The sequence below is a fragment of the Breznakia blatticola genome (assembly GCF_004365815.1).
GTDB classification, from domain to species: Bacteria; Bacillota_I; Bacilli_A; order Erysipelotrichales; family Erysipelotrichaceae; genus Breznakia; species Breznakia blatticola.
Window position 1 is genome coordinate 1 of record NZ_SODD01000019.1, and the last position, 22,971, is coordinate 22,971.

The following is a 22,971-nucleotide window of genomic DNA, read 5'->3' on the forward strand; positions in this document are numbered from 1 at the left end:
TTTACCATCACAAGAAATGCTTTAAAGACACATAAATTATTCAGTACTTATCAGTGATTTATCGAGACTTGGTATGCACTGGTTGAATTAAGCCTAAAATAAATAAGAAAATATTAATGAAGTCTAAGTATAGTTCTAATGCCATGTAAATTGATGCACGATTTACCATTTCTGAATCATTTTGATAACGTGCATAAATCGTCTTCATTTTTTGAGCATCCCATGCAGTTAAACCTACAAATACGATAAGTCCAATAAATGAATAGATAAATGAGTCTCTACTCCATCCAAATAGCATAGAGATAAAACTATAAATAATCATTGCAAACAATCCAGCCATTGCGATTGATCCAATTTTTGTTAAGTCTTTTTTCGTTGTTAATCCAATCACCATCAAACAAGCAAAGTAAACTGCTGCCATCGCAAATGCTTGTGCAATTGTTGCAACGTTATAAACAATTGGTAAAACTGAAAACGTAACTCCTGTAATTGCTGCATATCCTATAAACAGTGCTAATGCAACTGCAGGCTTTACTTTGAAGACTAGTGAGCTAAAAGCAATAACAATTGCAAATTGTGCAATTACAATTGCAATCACTCCAAAGCGACTGCTGAAAATTGAATACATCATCTCAGGAGTATTAAACAAATAAAATGCTACTCCAAAAGTGACTGCTAATCCTAGAAACATCCATCCGAATGTTTTCGTTAATTGTTTACGTAATGAATTCTCATTGTTAATGGATAATTCAGGTCCATTTTTCCCTTCATAAGTTTCCATGAGTAATTTCCTCCTTTGGTATAACTTATCATATCACACCTATATATAGTTTCAAGTGAGTTCACCATAATTTCATATAGCTATACTCATGTTTTTCATTATAAAAAATTGTTATTATTCGAAATTCATTCTATAATATATATGATTCACGGGGGGACTATTCATGTTACAAAAAGTAAAGGGAGCTTTTAAGAAGCTAAGAAATGTGTGTGTTACATTATTTATATTATGTTGTGTCATCATAAGTGGCTGTGGTGTTGAAGCATCTGATGATACATCGAAAAAATCATCTGGTGCTACACTCTCATCAACTCTTTCGACTTATGAAGGACGATTGATTCCTTTAAAAAACAAAAATGCAGATGCTAAACAAAAAGCCGCTGATGAAGAAGCTAAGAAAAAGGAAGAGGAAGAAAAAAAGAAGAAAGAGGAAGAAGATGCAAAACGAGAAGCGGAAGCAAAAGCGTATTTAGAAGCGCAAACTGCCAAAGAACAAGAACGTTACCGAATTGAACAAGAACGTCAAAAAGCCGCAGAAGAAGCGGAAAAGAAAGGACAGTACAACCCATCATATTATGATTTGCCACGTACATTACAGTACTATTCTCAACGCGATCCACGTTGGGCAAGTCACGCATTCAATCCGGCTTGGAATATGGCAAACTCAGGTTGTGTTCCTACTTCATTAGCAATGGCATTAACTGCTGCTGGTATACCTGTATCACCAGTAACTGTAGCTGACTATTTATACTACAATACCAATGAGTTCAACAAACAATACATTGGTACAACCGGCGTTGGTATACGTATTGCAGCTGAACATTATGGAGCAACATCCACAAACTTAATGAGCCAACAACAACTTGTCGAAGCACTTGCCAAAGGACAAACAGTCGTTGCTGCAGTTGGTCCAGGTAACTGGGCACCTGCTGGAGCATCTCATGCTATTGTCTTAAACGGATATAGCAATGGATATACCTATGTGTATGATGTATATAGTGATACACGTAGTGGTGCATTCTTAGTTAGTTCCATTTGGAATCAACGAAGTAGCGATCCAGTTGATGCAAACGATGGCGGTGCATTATTCCATGCAATTACAAAAGTAGAGGTTGTAAAAACAGAAGACACCATTTGGGTAGATGAAGCAGGTAGTGTTCTACGTGCTAAAGAAAATGGAACAAAACTAGATAATGATGGCATTTCAGATATTCCTGGATATTCCGTTGTTTCCGCTACAACTACTACAGATGAAAATGGAAATATGCATACAGTAAATACATATCACAGAATTGTGACAACCACTGTATGGCAAGATGAACAAGGTACAATCCTAAAAACAAAAATCGAAGGAAATATGCCAGACAATGATAATGTATCTGATATTGCTGGTTACATTTTATTAGAAATCAAAACAATTAAAGATCCAAATGGCGATACACGTATTATCAACATTTATCGAAAAGCAGAAGCAAGTGAATAACCAAAATGAGTAAGCAATTGCACGTAGCAGTTACTTACTCATTTTTTCTATTTCATAATATGTTGTTTATAGTATTTAGATTGTTTACGTAGTTCTTTATCCACATATGTAAATCCATACGTTTCAACTAACGTTTTCTTATCTGAGAATAAATTTGTTCCTAAGTTCAAACGATCTCCTTCGATTGTAACCCCCATACTAGCTAATACAGTTGGAAACATATCTAGTGTCACAAACTCGCGATTGTATGGTTGTAATGGCTGTACTGCGCTATTTAAAAAGCAATTAAAGGTTGTTCGTTCATACGACTTATCATAGGTTGAGCGAATATACCCTGCTGCCATACTTAAGTGATCTCCACTAATAACAACCGTTGTGTCTTCATAGAAATCTTGTTGTTTCAACCAATCTAAGAACTCTGTAAGTTCTTTAATATCACAAGCAATAACATTACTTAATCGCTCACTGTATTGTTCTTTACACTGCGCATCAACATACCCATATGGATGGTGTGTATCGACTGTTAACATCGCAAAGTAAAATGGATCCTCACTTTTAGCAAGTTCAAGCAGTTCTGATTTGGCAAAATCGAATAGTTTACGATCTTCATAACCCCAGAATTCTTTATAGTCCTTTGCTAAAAATCCGTGTTCTTTCGCATAACGCAAATCAAAGATTTTGAAATCTCCATGATCTTTAAAATACGATTGTCTTCCACCAAAAGCAGCATCACTACCAATAAGGTATTCCAGTTGATATCCTTTGGCTTTTAAGATATCTCCAAGTGCGGTTAATCCTGGAAAGAATGGTTGTGATTCACTAAATCGTTTGCAGTTCAAAGGAACAAGCAATGGTATTCCAGCGCTTTGTCCAACAAGACCTCCTGTTGTCCAACCTGTCCCTGATAATTCTTTAGCACCACCTAAATTCTCCTTATGCGAGAAATGCACGTTTTCTAAAGCATAATCACTAATTGGGTATAGTAAATCATCTTTATAGTTTCCACCCTTCTCAACACTACTATATGTGTTCTCAAGTGATTCTACATAAATGTGAATCAAATTACGTTCTTTCTCGGGGAAAGTCAGTTTCACTTTACTAGCATCGACATAGTTTTCTTCATAGAAATTCGTTTTTCTAAACAAGTTAACAACCCATCCAAAAATACCAACTTCTTGCATCGCAAGTATAAGCAATCCAACAAGAGCTCCATAACTTAAAATAGCCGCAATGTCATAAAATAAGAAATAAATCACTCCTGCTATAACCAGTGCAATAACTAATGCCTTTATAAAACAAAGTTTTACCCAGTCAATTAAGAATTGTGGATTAGCCCCTTCTAAAGGTACCTTTAAATGAAACACAATTTGTTCGAAACATGATAATCCAAAATATTGTATCGCCCACCGCGCACTAATATATGCTAGTAAACCGATAAATAGGATTAATAAAATTACATAATAACTCATTTTCGTATTATACCACTACATCAAGAAATGATGCATGTAAAATTGATTCAAATGCATCTTTACTTGTCTCGATTTGTTGTCCAATTTTTCCTGCACTTACAATTATCGTATCAAGTGATAATGCACTTGCATCAATAACTGTTGGGAATAATTTCTTCATTCCAAAAGGTGAACAACCACCACGTACATATCCTGTTAGTGGAAGTAATTCTTTAACATGGATTAATTCAACCGATTTTTCTTTTACTGCTTTTGCGGCTTTCTTTAAATCTAATTCATGTAATACAGGAATTACAAATACATAGTGTTGTTTACTTTTGGCTACACATACAAGGGTTTTGTATATCATCTCTGCTGGCTTTCCAATTTGCAAAGCACTTTCTCCAGGTTTACCATCTTCACTTGGTACATAACTATATGTATGATATTCAAATTTCTTTTGTTCAAGAATACGCATTGCATTAGTTTTTTGTAGTTTCTTCATATGACACTTCCTATCTATTACTTTATATAATACTTTTTCAAAACGAGTCTATATATACCGAATCATTCACATATTATGCTTTATATTACATTTTCTCAAGCGATTCTAAATCAATTCGATAAAGCTTTTTCTTTGATATTTTTTTACATGTTATTATTTTCTTGCTACTAAACTCTCGAAGAATTTCACGGATTTTTGATTCCCCAATTGAATGAATTGTTTTTAATTCACTAACCGATAGACCATCATCTTCAAAAAGTGAATTTTGAAGAAGCACATATAGAAAATTAATTTTTTTCTCTTCTGTCGTAATCATCTTAAGTTTATCTATATAGAAGTCTAATTTAAATTTTGTTGCTTTTAATTCCTTTCTTAAACTTTTATATGAATCCAATAAAAAATCAATAAAAGTATAAACAAATGGGGTTAAATCTCCTTTATTCTTATCATCATTGCATATTTTAAATGCATCATAATAATCATTAATTCTATTTTTTATAGAACAAGACAGCTTTAAACCCGCAAAAAGTTCTAACTCCTTGCTCAGTAAATAACTACTTATAAACCTACTCATTCTTCCATTCCCATCATAGAACGGATGAATATATCCAAACATATAATGAAAAAGAGCAATCCTTACCAACGTGTTTAGTTCATTATGTTCGTCATTAACGAAATCTAAGCATTCTTGCATTGTTTCAATTATAACTTGCTCAGGATATAATCCTTTATGCAGAACTTTTTGAGTAGCACTTATTACATTTACAATTTCCTTTCTAAACATTTTTCCGTCTGGTTTATCTTTGTCTTCAATTTCATTTAAAACGAATGCATCATAAAGCTTCCTAACATTCTCACATGTTTTCAAGTTGATGTTTTGCTTGTTTATAATACTACTATACTTATTTACAAGACCAATAAACCTAGTATCTAGGTTCTTCATTTTTACTTTTTTATCTTCTTCAATTGCACTCTCAATTTCCTTTTTTGTACTAGAAACTCCTTCGATTTCATTGGTGATCATAATTTCCTCAATTAGTATCATCTGTTGAAACGATTGCTTTGCTACTTCTGGCAAATCATTGAATAAATCTTTTATAACACCACTGAGTTTATATACCTCAGCTATTTTATTCGAAATTTCATTATTAATTACAAAAAATGAAGGATTTTCTTTAACTCTAAAATTCAAATGAACAGATGACTCACTATAAAATCTTTGCTTATATAGCAATTCATAATTATCAGGATTTTTATAAAACTCTTTTGAAAGTAATAAATACGCCATCTAACTCCTCCTAACCTACGAAAATCTTTTATTATTTAGATTTTCAACAACTTTACCAAGATATTATCATGTTTCGTGTTAAAAATCCACGTTTTCAACAAGTAAAATGAATTCAGTTCGCTTTTCTACTATTTGTTCTTTGATTTTCACCAATTTCAACAAACAAAAAAAAGACACTTCACTATATTGTGAAATGTCTAAATGAGTTCTATCCTTCTTGGATGAATTTTAATAATTCTTGAGCAGCTACGTTAATACCATCACGGTCACCACGGTCAAGACCTAAGTGTGTGAAGATTTCTCCAACGTAGATGTTGTTTGCTTTCAATGTATCAAAGACTTCATCAATGATTGGATCACAAACTTCTTGTTTTTGCATTGGTCCAAATGGGTTAGCAAAGTACGTAGTTGATAAACCAACTTCTTGCGTTGTTCCTTTAGCCATACGTTTACCTTCAACGAAGATTGGTTTTGCTTCATCCATATCTTCAATTTGACGCATACCTAAATCTGTATCGTAGTTATTTGCATAACAGAATAAATCGATTTTATGGTTACGTGCAATTACGCTATATGGTGCAGCAGGTGTGATAACACGTGCATTCAATACATCTGGGTTGATGAAGATTGAGCGGTCCATATCACGGTATGGAGTTCCAGGATCTAAGTCATCAAGTCGGATGAAGGCACCAATTTCTGTACCTTGTCCATAAGGAACACCATCTTCGATGTGAATCGTTCCCATGTCATCAAAGACAACTTCGATATCTTTAATTACATCATTACCTAATGCTTTTAAGGCTTCAATTGATTCTGATTTACCAGCTCCACTATCACCCATTAACATAATACCTTTACGTTTTCCATCGTAAAGTGTGATATTAACAAAGGCACCGTGAATTGGTAACCAACCACGTCTCATCATAACAAGGTTGTGTAATGTAAGTACCATTTTCTTCATATATCCAAAGTATTCTGCTTGTTGCATGTAAGAAACACTACCTACATAAATATCGTTTTCTTCATCATAGAAGAATTTCGTTTCATCTTTACCATCTTGATTTGCAAATTGGACAATTGCATCTGGTTTTTGTTGTGCTTCTTCTGGGTTTGCTAATTCAAATAAGTTAGCCAGTGATACTCCACTACAAGTGAAATCGCGGTGGAAGTAAATATGTACTAATAAATCCCCAACTTTTGCAGGGTAGCAAAACCAAGTACTCTTATCTCCAGTAAAGTATTCTACAGGGTTTCTATCCGTTTCTTCAAACATACCTGTACGTTTGTTTGATCTTGTTGTTAAGATCATTGGTGTACGTAACATTACTGCTTCAATCATAGGGATATCCGCAAACGCTTTATATGTTTCAGGGAACGCTAACTTACGTGCACGATATGTTGACATCGCTGAGTTCGTTCCTGCTTGTAACTGACGGTACACACCACTTTTTCTTCCTTGAAGTTTTTGTTCAAGGAAACGGTATGAACTACGAAGTAATGTATTGAAGTTAGAATCTGAAAGCACGAAGCTTGATGCATTTCTACCAGTGTAACGTTGTCTTGTATAAGAGAAACGTTGGTGAGATTTCCAGTAGTTGTATAGACCTTCGACAAATTCAAGTAATTTCGCTTTATCTGTTAAGTAGTAATCATCAATTTCATCTGGATTCATTACGATGAGTTGACGGAACACGCGTGATAGTGCACGTGTAGCTTGATCCATTGTAAATCCATTAGTTACCCAAGCATGTAAGTCTGGATCACGTTTTTCCAAATGTTTTAAATATTTTTTCGCAAATAAACCTAACGATCTAGAACCGAGTAGTTCAGACATTGATGTAGGGTATGCTAAGTCGAAATTAATAATCGCCACATTGTCATGTAAATATAGTTTTTCTTTCATTAAATTACCTCCACTCCATTAAACATTAGTACCATTGTACACTAAAACACCAGTAAAAAAAAGCATTTTTGAAAAAAGTTTCTTTGCTATAATGTAAATTGTTTCATAAATGTAAGTATATTCATTATGTAGTATTCATCGACGATTCGTTCATAAAAAATAAAGACTTGTACTTTTTTACGGTTTTATTTTCCTGTATACTAATACTATAAAGAATATAAAGAGGGCCTTATGCAAGATACGATTTCGAAACTACAGAACACACAAGACCATCAAATTAAAATTTTTCTTATACTTTTCGCACTTATCTTTATTGGTAGTGCTTTTTTATTGGATTCCGTAAGTAATATTATAAATGGAATGTCCACAATAATTATGGAAGGAGATCGCCTAATTACAGACTATGTAGAGATTGCTGGATTTGGTGCGACCTTTTTAAATGCAGGATTGTTGATGCTTTTATCTCTTGGCTTATTGCAACTATCTAAAGCGAAACTTAGTGGAATGGCAATCGCTGCTGTATTTCTCATGGGTGGATTTGGGATGTTTGGTAAAAACATTGTCAATATATGGGGAATCATCACAGGCGTATACATCTTTGCAAAGCTTCAAAAACATCCTTTTAGACAGTATATCTATATTGCTTTCTTTGGGACAAGTTTAGCGCCATTAACTAGTGAACTCGCCTTGTGGCACAACAATACAGTTGCAGCACTACTCATGGCATTTTTAGTAACTGTGGCAGTTGGTTTCTTTTTAGCACCTGTCTCTAATGCCTGTTTAGCAGTTCACCAAGGATATAACTTATATAATGTTGGCTTTGGTGCTGGACTTGCTGGCACGATTATTTATGCAATCATCTCACAAATCGGTTATGAAAGTACACCAGTATTACATTGGTATGATTCACACCATCTTGGTGTTATCCTTTTATTATATGGAGTGTTCATTTGCTTTATCATTTGTGCATGTATTTTAGATAAACACGTACTTCGTAATTATCGCCAACTGATGAAACGCTCTGGACGTCTTGTTAGTGATTTCATTCGTTCGGATAATTGCGGTCCCGTTTTATTCAATATGGGAATTCTAGGCATTACCTACACAAGTTATGTACTGCTTGTTGGTGGACATATTAATGGACCTACAATTGGTGGAATACTTACAATTGTCGGTTTTGGAGGATTTGGTAAACACTTACGAAATACTATTCCTTTAGTCCTAGGTGTAGTCATTGCTGGATATATAGGAATGGGAGCCTTACATGAACCAGTGATTTTACTTGCTGCCTTATTTGCAACCGGACTTGCACCAATTGCTGGACAGTTTGGCTGGGTTGCTGGAATTGTGACAGGAATGCTACATTTAGCTTTAGTACAAAGCATCGGAGCGTATCACGGAGGGATCAATTTATATAACAATGGATTCTCTGCCGGACTAGTTGCATTATTTGTCTTACCAATCATTGATGTATTTGCTAAACAAAGACGTCGACAACAAGAAGCGAGGTTCTCAAAACGTGTAGAAAATGATACACTAGAGGAAGAGATTATTAGGAGATAACTATGACACATCAACAATTTGAAGTACTTGTTACATTTACGCAAAAGAAAGAAAAATACGCACAACGCGATATTGCAAAACAATTAGATGTATCGCTTGGCGTTGTAAACAAAGCTATCCAAGAATTACAAGAACTTGGATACATTGACGTATTAGGAAAATCGAAATATGAAGTTACTGCAGCTGGATACAAAGCATTAGAACCGTATAAGGTAAAACGTGCAATCTTTATGGCAGCAGGATTTGGTAGCCGCATGGTTCCTGTTACTTTAAATACACCAAAACCTTTAATCAAAGTGAAAGGCGAACGTATCATCGATACCTTAATTGATGCAGTTCTTGCAGCTGGAATTGAAGATATTACAATTGTTCGTGGATATTTGAAAGAACAATTCGATACCCTACTAACAAAATATCCAATGATTACATTCATTGATAACGATTTCTACAATGAAGCAAACAATATTTCAAGTGCATATATTGCCAAAGACTTACTTGAAAATGCTTATGTACTAGAATCGGATTTAGTCTTATATAACCCAGAGATTATTCGTGCTTACGAATACAACAGCAACTACTTGGGTAAAAAAGTAGACGTCACTGATGACTGGTGTTTCTATTCAAAGAAAGGTGTTATCACAGAACTTGCAGTTGGTGGTAAAAACTGCCACCACATGTATGGAATTTCTTATTGGAGTGCAGAAGATGGAAAAAAACTAGCAACCGATATTGAAACTGTATACCAAAGTCCAGGCGGTAAAGAAAAATACTGGGATGAAGTTGCATTACGTGAATGCATTGATCACTATAGCGTGCATATTAAACCAGTTCATGAAGGTGATATTATTGAAATTGATACCTTTAAAGAACTTTGCGATATCGACCCAGCATATAAAGTTGTATCATGAGACACACCAAACGTATTATAAGTAAGATATCTGAAGAACTTACGACGTATGCGTATGCCATAGGGGCAAACGATATCCATATTCACATAAAAGAGGAAATCGATGCACACATCATTTCCTTAACTTGTGATTATAAAGACATCTATCAATCAATGGTAGATGATCTTGAAGGTAAACTATTTGGTAACCGATTAGAAGCAGTAGAAGAAATGTATTGGAATTTGACTGGGACAAGTGATCTTAGTAATGAGTTCGAATTTGACTTGCTAAACTCATTAATCGATGAAGCAAACGTCACACATACAACCAATCATTTAGAAATTCAACTTATTCGATACCGACACGACTAGTACGCTATAACATACTTATCAAATATATGGTAAGATTGTTATAGCTTTTTTATGAGGGGGAATATCATGAAACACAAAGAATATGGAAGGATTGATACTTTCCGTATACTGGCTGCATTACTTGTAATCGCAGCACACTATCCAGTATTTTCATCTATTAATACCACACTGGATTATACATACACAAGAATTATTGCTCGAATTGCTGTACCTTTTTTCTTTGTAAGTTCTGCATTCTTTTTATTCAACAACAATCTAAAGAATACACAAACCAAAGATAAAGTATTCGCATTTATGAAGCGCAATTTAAAATATTACATTTTATGTATCATTATCTACTTACCATTTAATTTTATTGGTGGCAGTTATAAACAATGGAGTGATATTCATCTACTACTCCAACAATTCTTATGGAATGGTACATTTTATCACTTGTGGTTCTTCATGGGCTCTCTAGTTGGTGCCTATGTTGCCTGGTTACTTCTAAAAACCTTCAATATGAAGTCGTCTATCTTCTTTGCAGGTGTACTATATGTCATTGGTTTATTTGGTGATTCGTATTATGGATTTATCTTCCAAACACCAATCATTTCCACATTGTATGATGGTATCTTCTTCATCTTTGAAAGTACACGAAATGGAATCTTTATGGCTCCGATATTCTTTGTATTAGGTGCCTATATCGCACGCAAAATACAGCGCAATAAATTAGTGTTTCATATGAGTGATCTAATTATCAGCGCAATCGCACTACTTTTGGAAGGTATCATTTTGTATCAATTTCATATTGTTCGTTCTGATATACACAATACAATGTATATCTCACTCATTCCATTTACGTATTCACTATTTACATTACTTGTTTCCAAAGAGAAACCAAGAAATATTGTATGGCGAAACACATCACTTTATATGTATATCTTACATCCAATGATTATTATCGCTATGCAAAAAGTTCCACTAGGCATTTTAGGAAATACGATAGTATTCTACATTATATTATGTGTGCTTAGTTTTGGAATATCCTATGGCTTAGCCCGGATTCAGAAATTCAATCAACTCATCAACAAAATTACTTCATAACACAAAAAAGCTCGAGCATTATGGCCCGAGCTTTTTTGCGTCTAACATGTGTGTTTTATTTATGTTGTCTATATTTTCGTGTTCCAAAAAGGGCTACACCAGCAAGTGCTAGTACGAGTAAACCATATAGTGCTGTTGTATCTGTAGTGTCACCAGAATTTACACCAGCCCCATTATTGTTGACTTGTGTGTTGTTTGGTTTATTTTGTTCAGGGGATGTACTAGGAGCTTGTTTTACCAAGTTCTTCATTGCTTGTGCTAATTCACTATATACTGCATCAATTTCTGCCTGTGTAGCTTCTTCATTTTCAAGTAATGAAAGTACTTTCGTAATTGCATTATCTAAAGCGGCTACACTTTCAACAGTGTATAGACGTGTGTCCAAATCAGCTGTCTTCGAAAGGAGGTTTTCTAAACGTTCTGTATCTGGTTTCAAGCGTGCTTTTAAACGAACGCTCATTAATGCTTTAGTTGCTGCATCAATATCAGCTTGACTAGTTGCATCAGCTAGCGCTTGTTTAGCAGTTGCTACTGCTGTAGCTAAGTCCTTAATTGAACTAGCTACATATTTATCACTATTCACAAGAATAATTTCTGCAGTTGCAATTTCTTTTTGTAAATTGTCTTTTACAAATACTTTTACTTTTTCTAGACCGTTAAGAGCTGCATATAGAGATTCTTGTGTTAGACGTACGTCTTCAGTTGTTGCATCATCATTTGCGACAACTGCTTTTGCATTTGTGATTGCTGTTTGTAGTGTTTTCCAAGATTTTTCAGTGTAGTCACTTTCAGTTAATGCTTCTAAAAGTGTAATCATTTGTGTAATCTCAGTTTTATCTACAATGGTTTCTAATTTAGCTACAGCATCCACAATGCGTTGAATTGCGTCTGTAAGGATTGTAATGTTTGTTTCACTTGCTTGTAATAATGACTGTCCATTTGTAATTGCTGATTCCACAGCTGTTACAGTACTAGGACGCATATTTTTTGCTTCTTCAAGTGTTTTTGTTGCATTTGCAATTGTTGTTGTAAGTAATGCACGAATTTCATCGAGATCACCTTGACTAATTGCATCTAATTTTGTTTTTTCATCAGTTAATTTCTTAGTTGCATTTGCTACATCAGTTGCAGATACATCTGCATTTCCTTTAGCAACAAGTGTTTTAGTTTCACCAATTGCAGTTCTCATACCTGCAAACTGTGCATCACTGTATTTGTCAGCTAATGCTTCATATTCTGTAATTTTTGCTACTAGAGCTTCAAAGTCAGCTGTTGAAGCACGATCAACTAAACCAGTCATTGCCGTTTCTAAACGTAATGTTACATCTAGAATTGCTACATCTTCAGCATCAGAAGTCACTAAGACTGCTTCATCATATACATTCCTAAAGTTTGTCCATGAAGTTTTCGTTGTTGATGCTTCTTTATTTGCATCAATCAAAGCTTTAGCACGTACAATCACTTCTTGTAGTGCATCGAATGCTTCAGAATTTGCTTTTTTCGGTTGTGTCACACGCATTTCTGTTGCAGAGGAATAAAGTCCAGGTCCGTAGTTACTTACTACTTGAAGTTTTACATATTTTGCTACTACAGGATCAAAACTTGCAAACTGCGTATTACGGTGACCATACCATTTTCCAGTTGTTTGTAACGTATAGTCCGTTCCATTAACTGAGGTATATACTTCATATGCGTTAATCTTTCCATTAATTCCACTTTGACGTGGTACGTAACGCATTCCATTAACTTCCATTTCTTTATCAAGTTCAAAGATTACATATTGGTTTTCACGAGTGTCGTTACTGTATTTTGAGTGCCACATTGTAGTTAAGTCATCATCAATTAACTTACTTGCATCTTCAGATGTACTTTGTTCTGAACCAGCAGTAACTTTACATACATCTGTTGGTACATCAGGTGACGATGCACTTTCTTGTACATCATCAATGTTGAAGTTCATTTCATATTCATCTAAGAACGTATCATTCTTGTAATCTCTTAAACGAATTTGAATTTGTCCACCATCAAATACATTGACTTGATATCCAACTTGGTTTACTTTACTACCAAAACTTGAATAGTAGAATGAAGGTACATCCACTTGTGTTCCATATCCATAGTTCACATGTGAGATTAAATCGATTCCATTATGAATGTGTCCAGTAAACATAACTGCATTTTTATGTTTTCTTAAAACAGCTTTCACTTCTTCAGATTCTTTTATAACATCTTCATCTGCTTGGTCATATGTTCCTTTGATTGTTTGGTGAATGATAATGAACTGTGGACGTTCAGGATCATCATTTTCACTAAGTTTGTTATCTAACCATTGTAATTGCTCAGCAGATAATGTAGCTTGATCTTTTAAATCTGATTCTGTTGATAATGAAATAAAGTGATACCCATCAATCCATTTATCATAGTAAACACGTCCATCTGTGTCTCCCATGATATTTTTGTTGTATTTCAAGTAACGAGCTTTTGCTTCTTCCCATCCACTTGGTTGCCAACGAACATCATGGTTTCCTAAAGTTACGAAACTTTCTGTACCTTGTGGTGTAAAGTTTTCAATGATATCATAGAATCCTTTATATTCATTTTCTCTTCCATAGTCAGTCAAATCACCAGGATATAAAACAGCTGATGATGTTGGGTTTAGATATCCAATATCTTCTAGTGCGTCAATTAAGTTTGCACTATTTTTAGATGAACGATCTGTTCCTTGAATGTGAGGATCACTAATTACTTCAAAACTCATTGCTGGAGTTTCAGTTGTTTGGAAACGTTCATATGCAATATCTAAATTTGCTACTAAGCGATTAATATCCAAACTTCCGCCAGCTTCTTTAATTGTAATTACTGATTGAATTGCTTTTTCAAGTTCAGCAATTTTTGTTGCATCTGTGCCATTTGTTTTTGCTTCAGCAACGATTGCTTGATATTTCTTAATTGTACTTTCCAACTTGATTACATCATATTGCTCATTAATTTCTTCTTGTGTAATCAAACGGTTGTACATGTAAAGCTCATCAATGTATCCGTCTGCCATCGCAAAACTTTTTTTACCATCTGCACCTAATACAACATCAAGAACATCTACATTTCCTGGAATCTTACTTATATCAATACGTTTAAACTCTGTACCATCAATATACACAACCATATCGCCTGTACGATCATGGTTTACCGCAATATGGTGCCACTTTTGATCATTGATTTTAATTTCTCTTATATCTACTCGATCTGTAGTTGAAATATTTGTACGAACACCATTATTGTATGTAGATAATCCCCATCCACGGTTTTTACCACTATTCCAATCTTTATTTCCAAGAATCATATCATCTTCACTACCTGCGCTGTTGTACCATAGTGAATACGCAAAATTCTCTTCACCAAACATTAGACTTTCTGGTTTTCCAAAGTTTACATATTGTGTAGCAGCTAATCCAGTATTTTGAATGTGAATCGCTTTTCCTTTCACACCAGTTACATATTCAGGATTTCCAACTACTGATCCATTATTGGCACAACCACTAATGTCTGTAGCTGTATCATCATCGAATGTTGTATGTAACACAAGTCCAGGCACTGCATCTGGTGCACTTGCTTGTACTGCTTCATATGCGCTAACTAACTTTGGTGTCAATTCATTTAATTGAGCCGCTGTTAAATTATCTTGGTGTAATTCATCAACTAATACTTTATACGCTTGTTTTAAGTCACTGTTGTATTCTTGATTACCTTTAATTTGCGCATATTGTTCTTTATGCATTTTGCGTAGATATGGGAGTCCATCATCCATGTATTGCTCACTGATTTCTTCAGCACTCATAACACGTCTAAACATACGTAATTCATCGATATATCCATCTGCAAGTGCAAACCCTTTATTTCCATCAGCTCCTAACACCACATCAAGTGAATCTGTTGTTCCTGTCAATGTGTTGATTGCTAAACGCTTAAACTCAACTCCATCTACATACACAACCATGTCTCCACTACGGTCATAATTTACTGCAATATGATGCCACTTTTGATCATTAACTTTAATATAATATGCATCTTTACGACCATTTGTTGCAATGTTAGCTCTCACTCCATCACTAAATGTTGCTAGACCCCATCCACGGTTTCCACCACTATTCCAATCTTTATTTCCAAGGATCATATCATCATTACTACCAGCACTGTTGTACCATAGTGAATACGAGAAGTTTCCTTCACCAAATTGTAGGTCTGTTGGTTTTCCAAAGTTTACATATTGTGTTGCTGTTGATCCGGCATTCTTAATGTGAATGGCTTTTCCTTTAATACCACTCACGAAATCAGGACTTCCTACTAAGGTACCGTTATTACCATTTCCCGATTGGTCATCAACTTGTCCTTCAAAATCTACATATAGAACTTCATCAGTAACTGCTTTTAATAGCACTGCATCAACACCTGTGATACAGGTTGTCATACATATACATGTCACAACAAACGTCATGAAAAGTCGTTTAATTATTTTATACATTTTTCACTCCCTGTTTTCCTAATCAAGCAAAAGTCCTTTACTTCTCCTACTTGATACATATCTCAATCATTCTAAACACACGAAATTATTATATAACCACATATTTTAAATAAAGACCGAGTGTACAACTTGTTTTCACCCGGCCTTTTGTTTGTGCTTATCTAAACAATAAGTCACAGGAGATTAATTATTCGGATTCTTTTATTTCGTGGTTTTTATACTTTTTACGTCCTAAGACACCTAGTCCCATAAGTGCAAGAGCAAGAAGTCCATATAGACTTGTTACATCTGTCGTATCACCTGAGTTTACACTTCCATCAGGTGCCACACTTGGGTTACCAATCACACCATTTCCATTATCACCAGGTTTTGGTGTATTTACATCATCGCCTCCAGGCGTTGTAGTAATTGGCGTTAATGCATCAACTGCATTTTGTAGTCCAGCCAAAGCTGTATCCACAACATCTTGACTTACTTCAGGATCACTAATTACATTTGCAGCATGTGCTAATGCATTTTTCACACCCATTACTGAACTTGCAGTGTAACCATCAAGGTTCATTGCTTCTACTTTTTCTTTTAATGCACGTAAAGCAGCAGTATCAGCTTTTAATCTTGCTTTCATACGTACGCTCATTAATGCTTTAGTAGCATCATCAAGTTCTTGTTGAGTTGTTGCACTTGCAAGAGCTGCTTTTGCAACATCAATTGCACCTGGTAAGTTTTTAATTGAACTAGGAACATAACGGTCACTAGCCGCTACGATTGTTTCACTTAGTGCAATTTCATTGATAAGTGCAGTTTTATTCAATACTGTTTCACGTTCAAGGTTAGCAATTGCATCATAAATTGCTTGTGTTGCATCTGCAACTTCCGTAGTTGTTGCATCATCATTAGCTGCTACAATTTCACCAGCAGCAATTGCATCTTGTAATGCTTTGTAGCTATCTACAGTATATCCATCTGCTTCAACATCTTTAGCAGTATCAATAATTGTTTCTAAATCACTCTTATTTACGATTTCCCATAATTGTTCTACAGCTGCATTAATATCTTTCATTGCTTTTTCCATAGCAGCAACATCTTTGCTTTCAGCATCTAGCAACGCTTGACCTGCAGCAAGTGCATTTGTAAGTTGTGTAATCTTACCTGGACGGATATTTGTCGCATTAGCTAGTTCTTCACCTGCTAATTCAACGACCATCGCCAATGTACTACGCATTGCATAAACATCAGATAATTCTCCTAATGCTAATTCTTCATTTACTAATGCCAATAACATAGCAGTAGCTTCTGTTGAACTAATATCTGCATCACCTTTTGCAATCAATGCTTTTGCATCTACAAGTAATGCTTTCATAGCTGCAAAGTCACTTGTAGTGTATGATCCTTCTAGTGCTTCACATTTTGCAATTTTATCTTTTAAACTTGTAAGTGCTATGTTTGAAGCACGACGAGTTAAGGCAGTTTGTGCTGATTTTAAATCAGTAATCGCTGCTTTAATATCTTCTTTTGATGATGTGTCTGTAAGTGCATTCGCTACATCGTATGCAGCCATTAAATCACTCCAAGTACTTGATGTGTAGTCATCTTCATTTAATCCATCAACTTCTGCAAGTACATCTTGAAGTATTTCAAATGTTACACTCTTTTTACCAAACATTGTTAGTTCGGCAATCGAAGCATAACGGTTTGCTTGATCAGCTGAACTTCCTACTGATTCTAAAGCGATAAATTTTACATAACGAGCTTCTACTGTATCGAACTTAATTTCTTTTGCTTTCGCGCGATCAACCAATTCTCCATTTTCTGTTTCGAAGTAACCTTCAACTACAGGATAGAAATCTAAATCATCAATTGTTAAATTATCTCCTTCAGTAGTACTTACTTCAACACGGTAATGCGTTACACCACCATTTCTACTGTTTTGACGTGCTAACATATTAATTTGTTCTAAGTTATATGTATCACCTAAATCCACAACGATGTATTGAGGTAATTTATAACTTGAACCATAGTTAGAATGCCAGAATGTAGTAATATCACCATCAAATGCTAAATCACCATGTTCTTTTTCAGCAGATGTAAAACTTGTTTCATAGAATAGTGTTGCATCTGATAAATCCATGATATTTGTACTTGTTGGTTGTTCTTCATTTGAACCTTTTAATTTCAATAGTTTTGAAGCATTTGCAATTTGAATTGTAATCGTATTTACTTCAGCTTGTGTAGGATCTCCAGTTAATAATACTTTTGCTTGATCTACAAGTACTTTCACTGCATTATATGTGTCTGCAGTATATAGTTGTGGTGGTAATGCATCAAATGTATTAATTGCTTTTTGCAATTCTGTAGCATCAATACCTTTCACTACATGTAATGTGTGTGTTGCACTAAAGTTTCCATCTTCACTTGTAGCTGTTAACGTAACAGTTCCTTCTTTTAGAGCTTCAAGTACGTATGCATAGTGATCTCCTAGTGTGACTTTGTTTACACGTACTGTTTCTATATCACTACTTGTAATTTCATATAATGGGTTTGAAGCATTATTTGGCAATACTACTGCTGAAATTTCTTCTAAGGCACCAACATTCATTTCACTAATTGCATCATCAGCAAATGCAATACCTGTAGCTTTTACTGTTGCATCACTAATAATTTCAATTTCGTGAATTGATAACATACGGTTTGTTTCAGTTCCTGTTTGTGTTCCTGTTGCACTTCCAGAACTTTCCATTGGCGTAATAACAATTCGATCAATCTTTTTCGCTTCTGCAGGAATACTAAATGTAATTTCTGTACTTTCTGGGTTTGTAATTGTTCCCAAGTCGTATGCAGTTGTTCCATTGTATGCTACAGCCTTGATTTTTTTAATTGAACCATTACTACTTTTTCTATTGTGTACAACGACTTTTGATACTGGTTCTGCCTTATTTAATGTGAATTCCATATCTGTTGGTAACATTACGTATGCTGGAATATCAGTCTCTGAATGATACCATTTGAACTCAGCTAATTCTCCAGTTTTATCACCATCAAATAAACGAGTTTTCCAATCAGATTGTTGCCATAAATCAGCACCAGGAATGTCTGCACTTTCTGAATTAGAGAACTTAATTGATTTGATATCTGCTTCATTAAGTACATTAACTGTTTCTGGAACTTGTGGTGTTTGACTTTCATCAATTCTTGCATCAATTTCTGTTAAGTCTTGTCCAACAAGTTGTGCACGACTCATATCATGATTCCATGTGAAATCAGCAGTTGCAGTAAAACTAAATGTCGCAACTGTACCTGACCCATTTAACAATTGTTGTTGACCAACATTTGTAAATGCAATGTAGTTATCTACATTGTTATCACTGTGTTTTCTTAGTTTTGAGAAGTTTCGCATTGCAATTGTTGAAATACTTGGTTGTGCCGCTTGTGACACGTCCATTGTATTTGTATCAATTGGGAATTCAACGAAAATAGTATTTACATTTTTCAATCCAATTCCATATACATCAACATTTACAACATCACCTGCTTTAATATCCGTTTTTGAAGGAACTAACATCAATTTACCATCGGCCCCAGTTTCAGCATTTTTAACTGGTGTTCCTAACAATCTAGCAACAAATGATAAATCATATCCATCAAGAATATCATTTCCATTAAGGTTTGCTAATACGGATGTGTATTCCCAATCTGCATCTACTGAATTTAATCCAATGTAGTTTTCAAAGAACATTAGATCTCCATCTTCTAATTCGCCAGAGTTGTTAGCATCTCCTACTACCCATGGTCCTGTCCCTTCTACTTTATAAGGCATTAGTTCAGAAGCAGAGAAGAATCCTCCAGTTGAAGAGATAATTCCAATTTTGAAGAAACGAATTTTTTTGTTGTTTAATGGAATTTCCTTAACATCTTCAACACTCATATCTGATTTGTTGTATGTCCATGCAGGGTTTGCATCTCCATCCCAAACTTTTTCATATGTTACACCATCAACTGATGCATATAAATTCATTTTCTCTACTGCACCATTTCCTTTGTTATCCATACGAGGTTGGTATGTAAATTTATCCATTGTATATGCAGCACCCATATCGATAATCATTTGTTGATCTTCAGTAACTGCATTTGATGAGTGGAACATGGTTCCTTGATCAAAGTCGAAACCATTTTTCAACGCCCCGTGACTATCTCCATATTTCCAAGTTACATCTAAGTTACGAACAACATTGCGGTAACGGTCAACATTTGTACGAACGGTTACATAATCACTCCATTCAGAGTATGTGTTATCAACTCTTGTACGAACACGGAAAGTGTATTCAGTATCATAGTCTAAATCTACCACTTCATATCTTGCTTGTGGATTATTTACATATACTCCATCGAAAATTTCAACATCGTATCCTGTTGCATTAACAACATCATCCCACACAGCAGTGAATGATAAATCTTCAATGTTTTCTCCGCGAATGTTTGTAGGTATTGTTAATGTAGTATCCAATACATCTTTTACTAATCCTTGGTCATTTGCAAAACCATTTACTACAACTGTGTAGTCATAGTTATGAATACTTACTTTATCTGTTGATTTTACATATAGCTTAGGAGCAGTAGTTTTATCTGTGTTTTCGTAAGTTGAACCAGCAGATGCAAATTCTTTTACAAAAATACTTGGGTTTTCATCATAGAAGTATACATTTCCTGTAGCAGCTTCATACTCTTCTTTTGAGTTAACACTAGTGAATGTTACATCTTTACCAGCAACATTTCCAGTTACACTTGATGGTGCTTTTGAAACGTTAACGATGTATTCGTTTGAACGTTTGTCTACCATACCTGTGTATGTACCATTTGTTTTTGCTGTTTTTAATGTAGCAACATCACCAACTACACTACTTGTAATTTTTGTAGTTGTTCCAGCTCCACCTAAAGTGATTCCATCATCTTCATATACTTCAAATTCAGTATCTCCAGATGGATAGAATTCAGCACGACGGATTGAACGATCTAATCCATCTGTGTTTTCTGCACTTTTCGCAATTGGGTTATTGTTTTCAGCATACATCGGAATAATTGCACCATTTCTTACGAAAACTGGTAATTTCCAAATCGGTGCATCAAAGTTATTAATGATGCGTCCACCTTCATATTGTTCACCTGTAAAGTAATCAATCCATACATCGCTTGTTGATGGAAGATAAATATCGTTACGGATATCATTTCCAGCAGCATCACTTGCTGTATCTTGATAGATTGGTGCAATTACGAAGTTGTCACCCCACATGTATTGGTATTGTGTTTTGCTACTGTATGTATACGCATTTGGATCTTCAAGGAACATTGCACGAATCATTGGCAATCCTTGGTTCACTGTAGCTTCATGTGACATTGTGTTGTTGTACGGCATCAACATTGCTTTTAATTTTAAGTATGAACGGTTAATTGATGTTCCATCTTCACCTAATGCATAAGGTGATTTTTGGTTTGATCCCCAACCATCCATGTCTAGCATATACGTTGTAAATGCTTTCCATTGGAAGTCACGTGTCCAAACGGTTGTGTTTTTACCTCCAAAGATTCCATCCATGTCACTTCCGACATTTGGTTGTCCTGACAATGAAGTTCCAATGTATGTTGGAATATGGAAACGAATGTATTCCCATTTACCACCATATTGGTCACCTGTCCAAATACCTGCATAACGTTGTGTTCCAGCCCATCCATCTAATGATACGATGTTTGCTTTTAATCCTGAGTTTTTTGTAATTGCATCATATGCAACACTTATTCCATTTAACGCCATTGAGTATCCATTACCAACCCATGCAACGTCAGTTTTTACAGCGACAACACCTGCATCAACTTCTTTATAGATATCACGTTCGCCTTTTTGCGGCTTGCTTTGATCTTTTGGCCATAAGTTTGATTGTGTCCATAACCCAGTACGAACACCTTTAGCAAGTGCATTACTTGCAAATGTTCCTAAGTTTTGAACATCGCCATCTAACGTTGCAGTTTGACCATATCCACAACCATATCCATCATTTGGTAAGAACCATCCTAATGGCATATCGTTATCTTTGTGATCTCTAATTATTTGCTCTGCTGTTGTTTCCGCAGATCCATTTAGTGTTTCTTTAATACTTCCTGTTTTACTGTCTTCTTTGTACCATTTGCTACCAAGTTTAACAGCACCAGCTGTACCTTGAGGAACTTCTGTCCAGTAGTCACGGTTGTAACAGTTTAAGTGTCCTAAATATGAAGCATATTCTGGTAACTCCACAGGTGTTCCTGTTAAATCATAATACCCACTTAATAATTCTTGTGGTGTATCACCAACAAAATAATATGCATCATAACGTGTTTCGTCGTGTTTCGTTGTAACTACATTTTGTCCTTTAGAATCAAAATCATATGATCCTGGTTTCCATGTATTACGTACAACTCCATATCCTTTCGTAGACCAATAGAATGGGTTAGGACTCGCTACTCCTTTGTCCACCCAGTTGTTTGTGTTTTTTACTGCGATTACTTCACCCTTATGAGAGAAGCGACCATTTTGTGTCCCACCACCATAGTAAAATTCATCAGCCGAAGTTTTTAGTGTTTGGTAAGTACTTCCTTTTTTGTAACGTAAAGGTTGTGCTTCTTCCCAAACAATCTCCCCATTCGTCTTCGTTAATTTCATAATTGAAGTTTCTTTGTTGATCTCTAATACCAAAGCATCCGTTTTAATTTGGATTATTGTATCATTTTCAACAAGTGTTGGTTCTACATTATTTTTTGCGTAGAACTCGTCATCTGAAGCAACTGTGATTGTTGCTTTGTGATCAACTGAATTTGGTGTAGGATATTCCTTAAAATCCTCACCATCAGGTGCCATATACAATCTGAATAGATCTTTATCCAAGAATGTGAATCTTATTTTCTCTCCCGATTGTAATACTAAATCTACTTTGTTTTTACTTTGTTTAGCTGTTTCTACACTTCCAATAAATGTGTATCCTTCCGTATCTGTCGCCGTTGCTTGAATCCCTTCTTTAGCAAGTACGTTCATCGGTAAAGATGCAAATCCACCTAATGTGATTGAGGCAGCTAATGAGACTAACTTTATTTTTTTTGTTATATTATTCATTCTTT

The 22,971-nt window shown here is 35.0% G+C and carries 12 protein-coding genes; 5 read left to right on the forward strand and 7 right to left on the reverse strand.

Annotated features, from left to right (window positions below; genetic code table 11):
* Positions 1–58: 58 nt before the first annotated feature.
* Positions 59–781, reverse strand: a complete 723-nt coding sequence (locus EDD63_RS06315) for a Bax inhibitor-1/YccA family protein (RefSeq protein WP_134169603.1) — start codon at positions 779–781, stop codon at positions 59–61.
* Between the two features lie 163 nt (positions 782–944).
* On the opposite strand from EDD63_RS06315, the gene EDD63_RS06320 reads away from it, so the two are divergent.
* Complete coding sequence (locus EDD63_RS06320) at positions 945–2,264, forward strand: C39 family peptidase (protein ID WP_134169605.1); 1,320 nt, start codon at positions 945–947, stop codon at positions 2,262–2,264.
* A 47-nt stretch (positions 2,265–2,311) separates the two neighbouring features.
* On the opposite strand, the gene EDD63_RS06325 is transcribed toward EDD63_RS06320, so the two are convergent.
* From EDD63_RS06325 to EDD63_RS06340, 4 genes are all read right to left on the reverse strand, one after another.
* Positions 2,312–3,733, reverse strand: a complete 1,422-nt coding sequence (locus tag EDD63_RS06325) for an LTA synthase family protein (RefSeq protein ID WP_134169607.1) — start codon at positions 3,731–3,733, stop codon at positions 2,312–2,314.
* 7 nt (positions 3,734–3,740) lie between these two features.
* A complete protein-coding gene (ybaK, locus tag EDD63_RS06330; protein WP_134169609.1) occupies positions 3,741–4,217 on the reverse strand; it encodes a Cys-tRNA(Pro) deacylase in 477 nt (158 codons plus the stop codon).
* Positions 4,218–4,302: 85 nt separating this feature from the next.
* On the reverse strand, positions 4,303–5,505 hold the full coding sequence (locus tag EDD63_RS06335; protein WP_134169612.1) for a Fic family protein: 1,203 nt from the start codon (positions 5,503–5,505) through the stop codon (positions 4,303–4,305).
* Positions 5,506–5,713: 208 nt separating this feature from the next.
* Positions 5,714–7,408, reverse strand: a complete 1,695-nt coding sequence (locus tag EDD63_RS06340) for a phosphoenolpyruvate carboxykinase (ATP) (RefSeq protein ID WP_134169614.1) — start codon at positions 7,406–7,408, stop codon at positions 5,714–5,716.
* Positions 7,409–7,639: 231 nt separating this feature from the next.
* Here EDD63_RS06340 and EDD63_RS06345 point away from each other — a divergent pair, with 231 nt between their 5' ends.
* The 4 genes from EDD63_RS06345 to EDD63_RS06360 all read left to right on the forward strand — a co-directional run bounded on the left by EDD63_RS06345 (position 7,640) and on the right by EDD63_RS06360 (position 11,312).
* Positions 7,640–8,971, forward strand: coding sequence for a DUF1576 domain-containing protein (locus tag EDD63_RS06345; RefSeq protein ID WP_134169616.1), 1,332 nt, complete (start codon positions 7,640–7,642; stop codon positions 8,969–8,971).
* A 2-nt stretch (positions 8,972–8,973) separates the two neighbouring features.
* The gene (locus tag EDD63_RS06350) at positions 8,974–9,879 is read left to right on the forward strand and encodes a phosphocholine cytidylyltransferase family protein (protein ID WP_243833745.1); all 906 of its coding nucleotides are present in this window, start codon (positions 8,974–8,976) and stop codon (positions 9,877–9,879) included.
* Positions 9,876–10,229: a hypothetical protein gene (locus EDD63_RS06355; protein ID WP_134169620.1), complete on the forward strand. Its 354-nt coding sequence runs from the start codon at positions 9,876–9,878 to the stop codon at positions 10,227–10,229. The genes EDD63_RS06350 and EDD63_RS06355 overlap by 4 nt, the downstream gene beginning before the upstream one ends.
* Positions 10,230–10,295: 66 nt before the next feature.
* Positions 10,296–11,312 (forward strand): acyltransferase family protein, encoded by a 1,017-nt coding sequence (locus tag EDD63_RS06360; RefSeq protein WP_166667566.1) that lies wholly within the window; start codon positions 10,296–10,298, stop codon positions 11,310–11,312.
* A gap of 55 nt (positions 11,313–11,367) precedes the next feature.
* Here the strand turns inward: EDD63_RS06360 and EDD63_RS06365 are convergent, their stop codons facing one another.
* Together EDD63_RS06365 and EDD63_RS06370 are read right to left on the reverse strand one after the other, a co-directional pair.
* Positions 11,368–15,831, reverse strand: coding sequence for a LamG-like jellyroll fold domain-containing protein (locus EDD63_RS06365; RefSeq protein WP_134169625.1), 4,464 nt, complete (start codon positions 15,829–15,831; stop codon positions 11,368–11,370).
* A gap of 187 nt (positions 15,832–16,018) precedes the next feature.
* Entirely contained in the window at positions 16,019–22,966 is a 6,948-nt protein-coding gene (locus EDD63_RS06370; protein ID WP_134169627.1) for a discoidin domain-containing protein, read from the reverse strand.
* Positions 22,967–22,971: the final 5 nt, after the last annotated feature.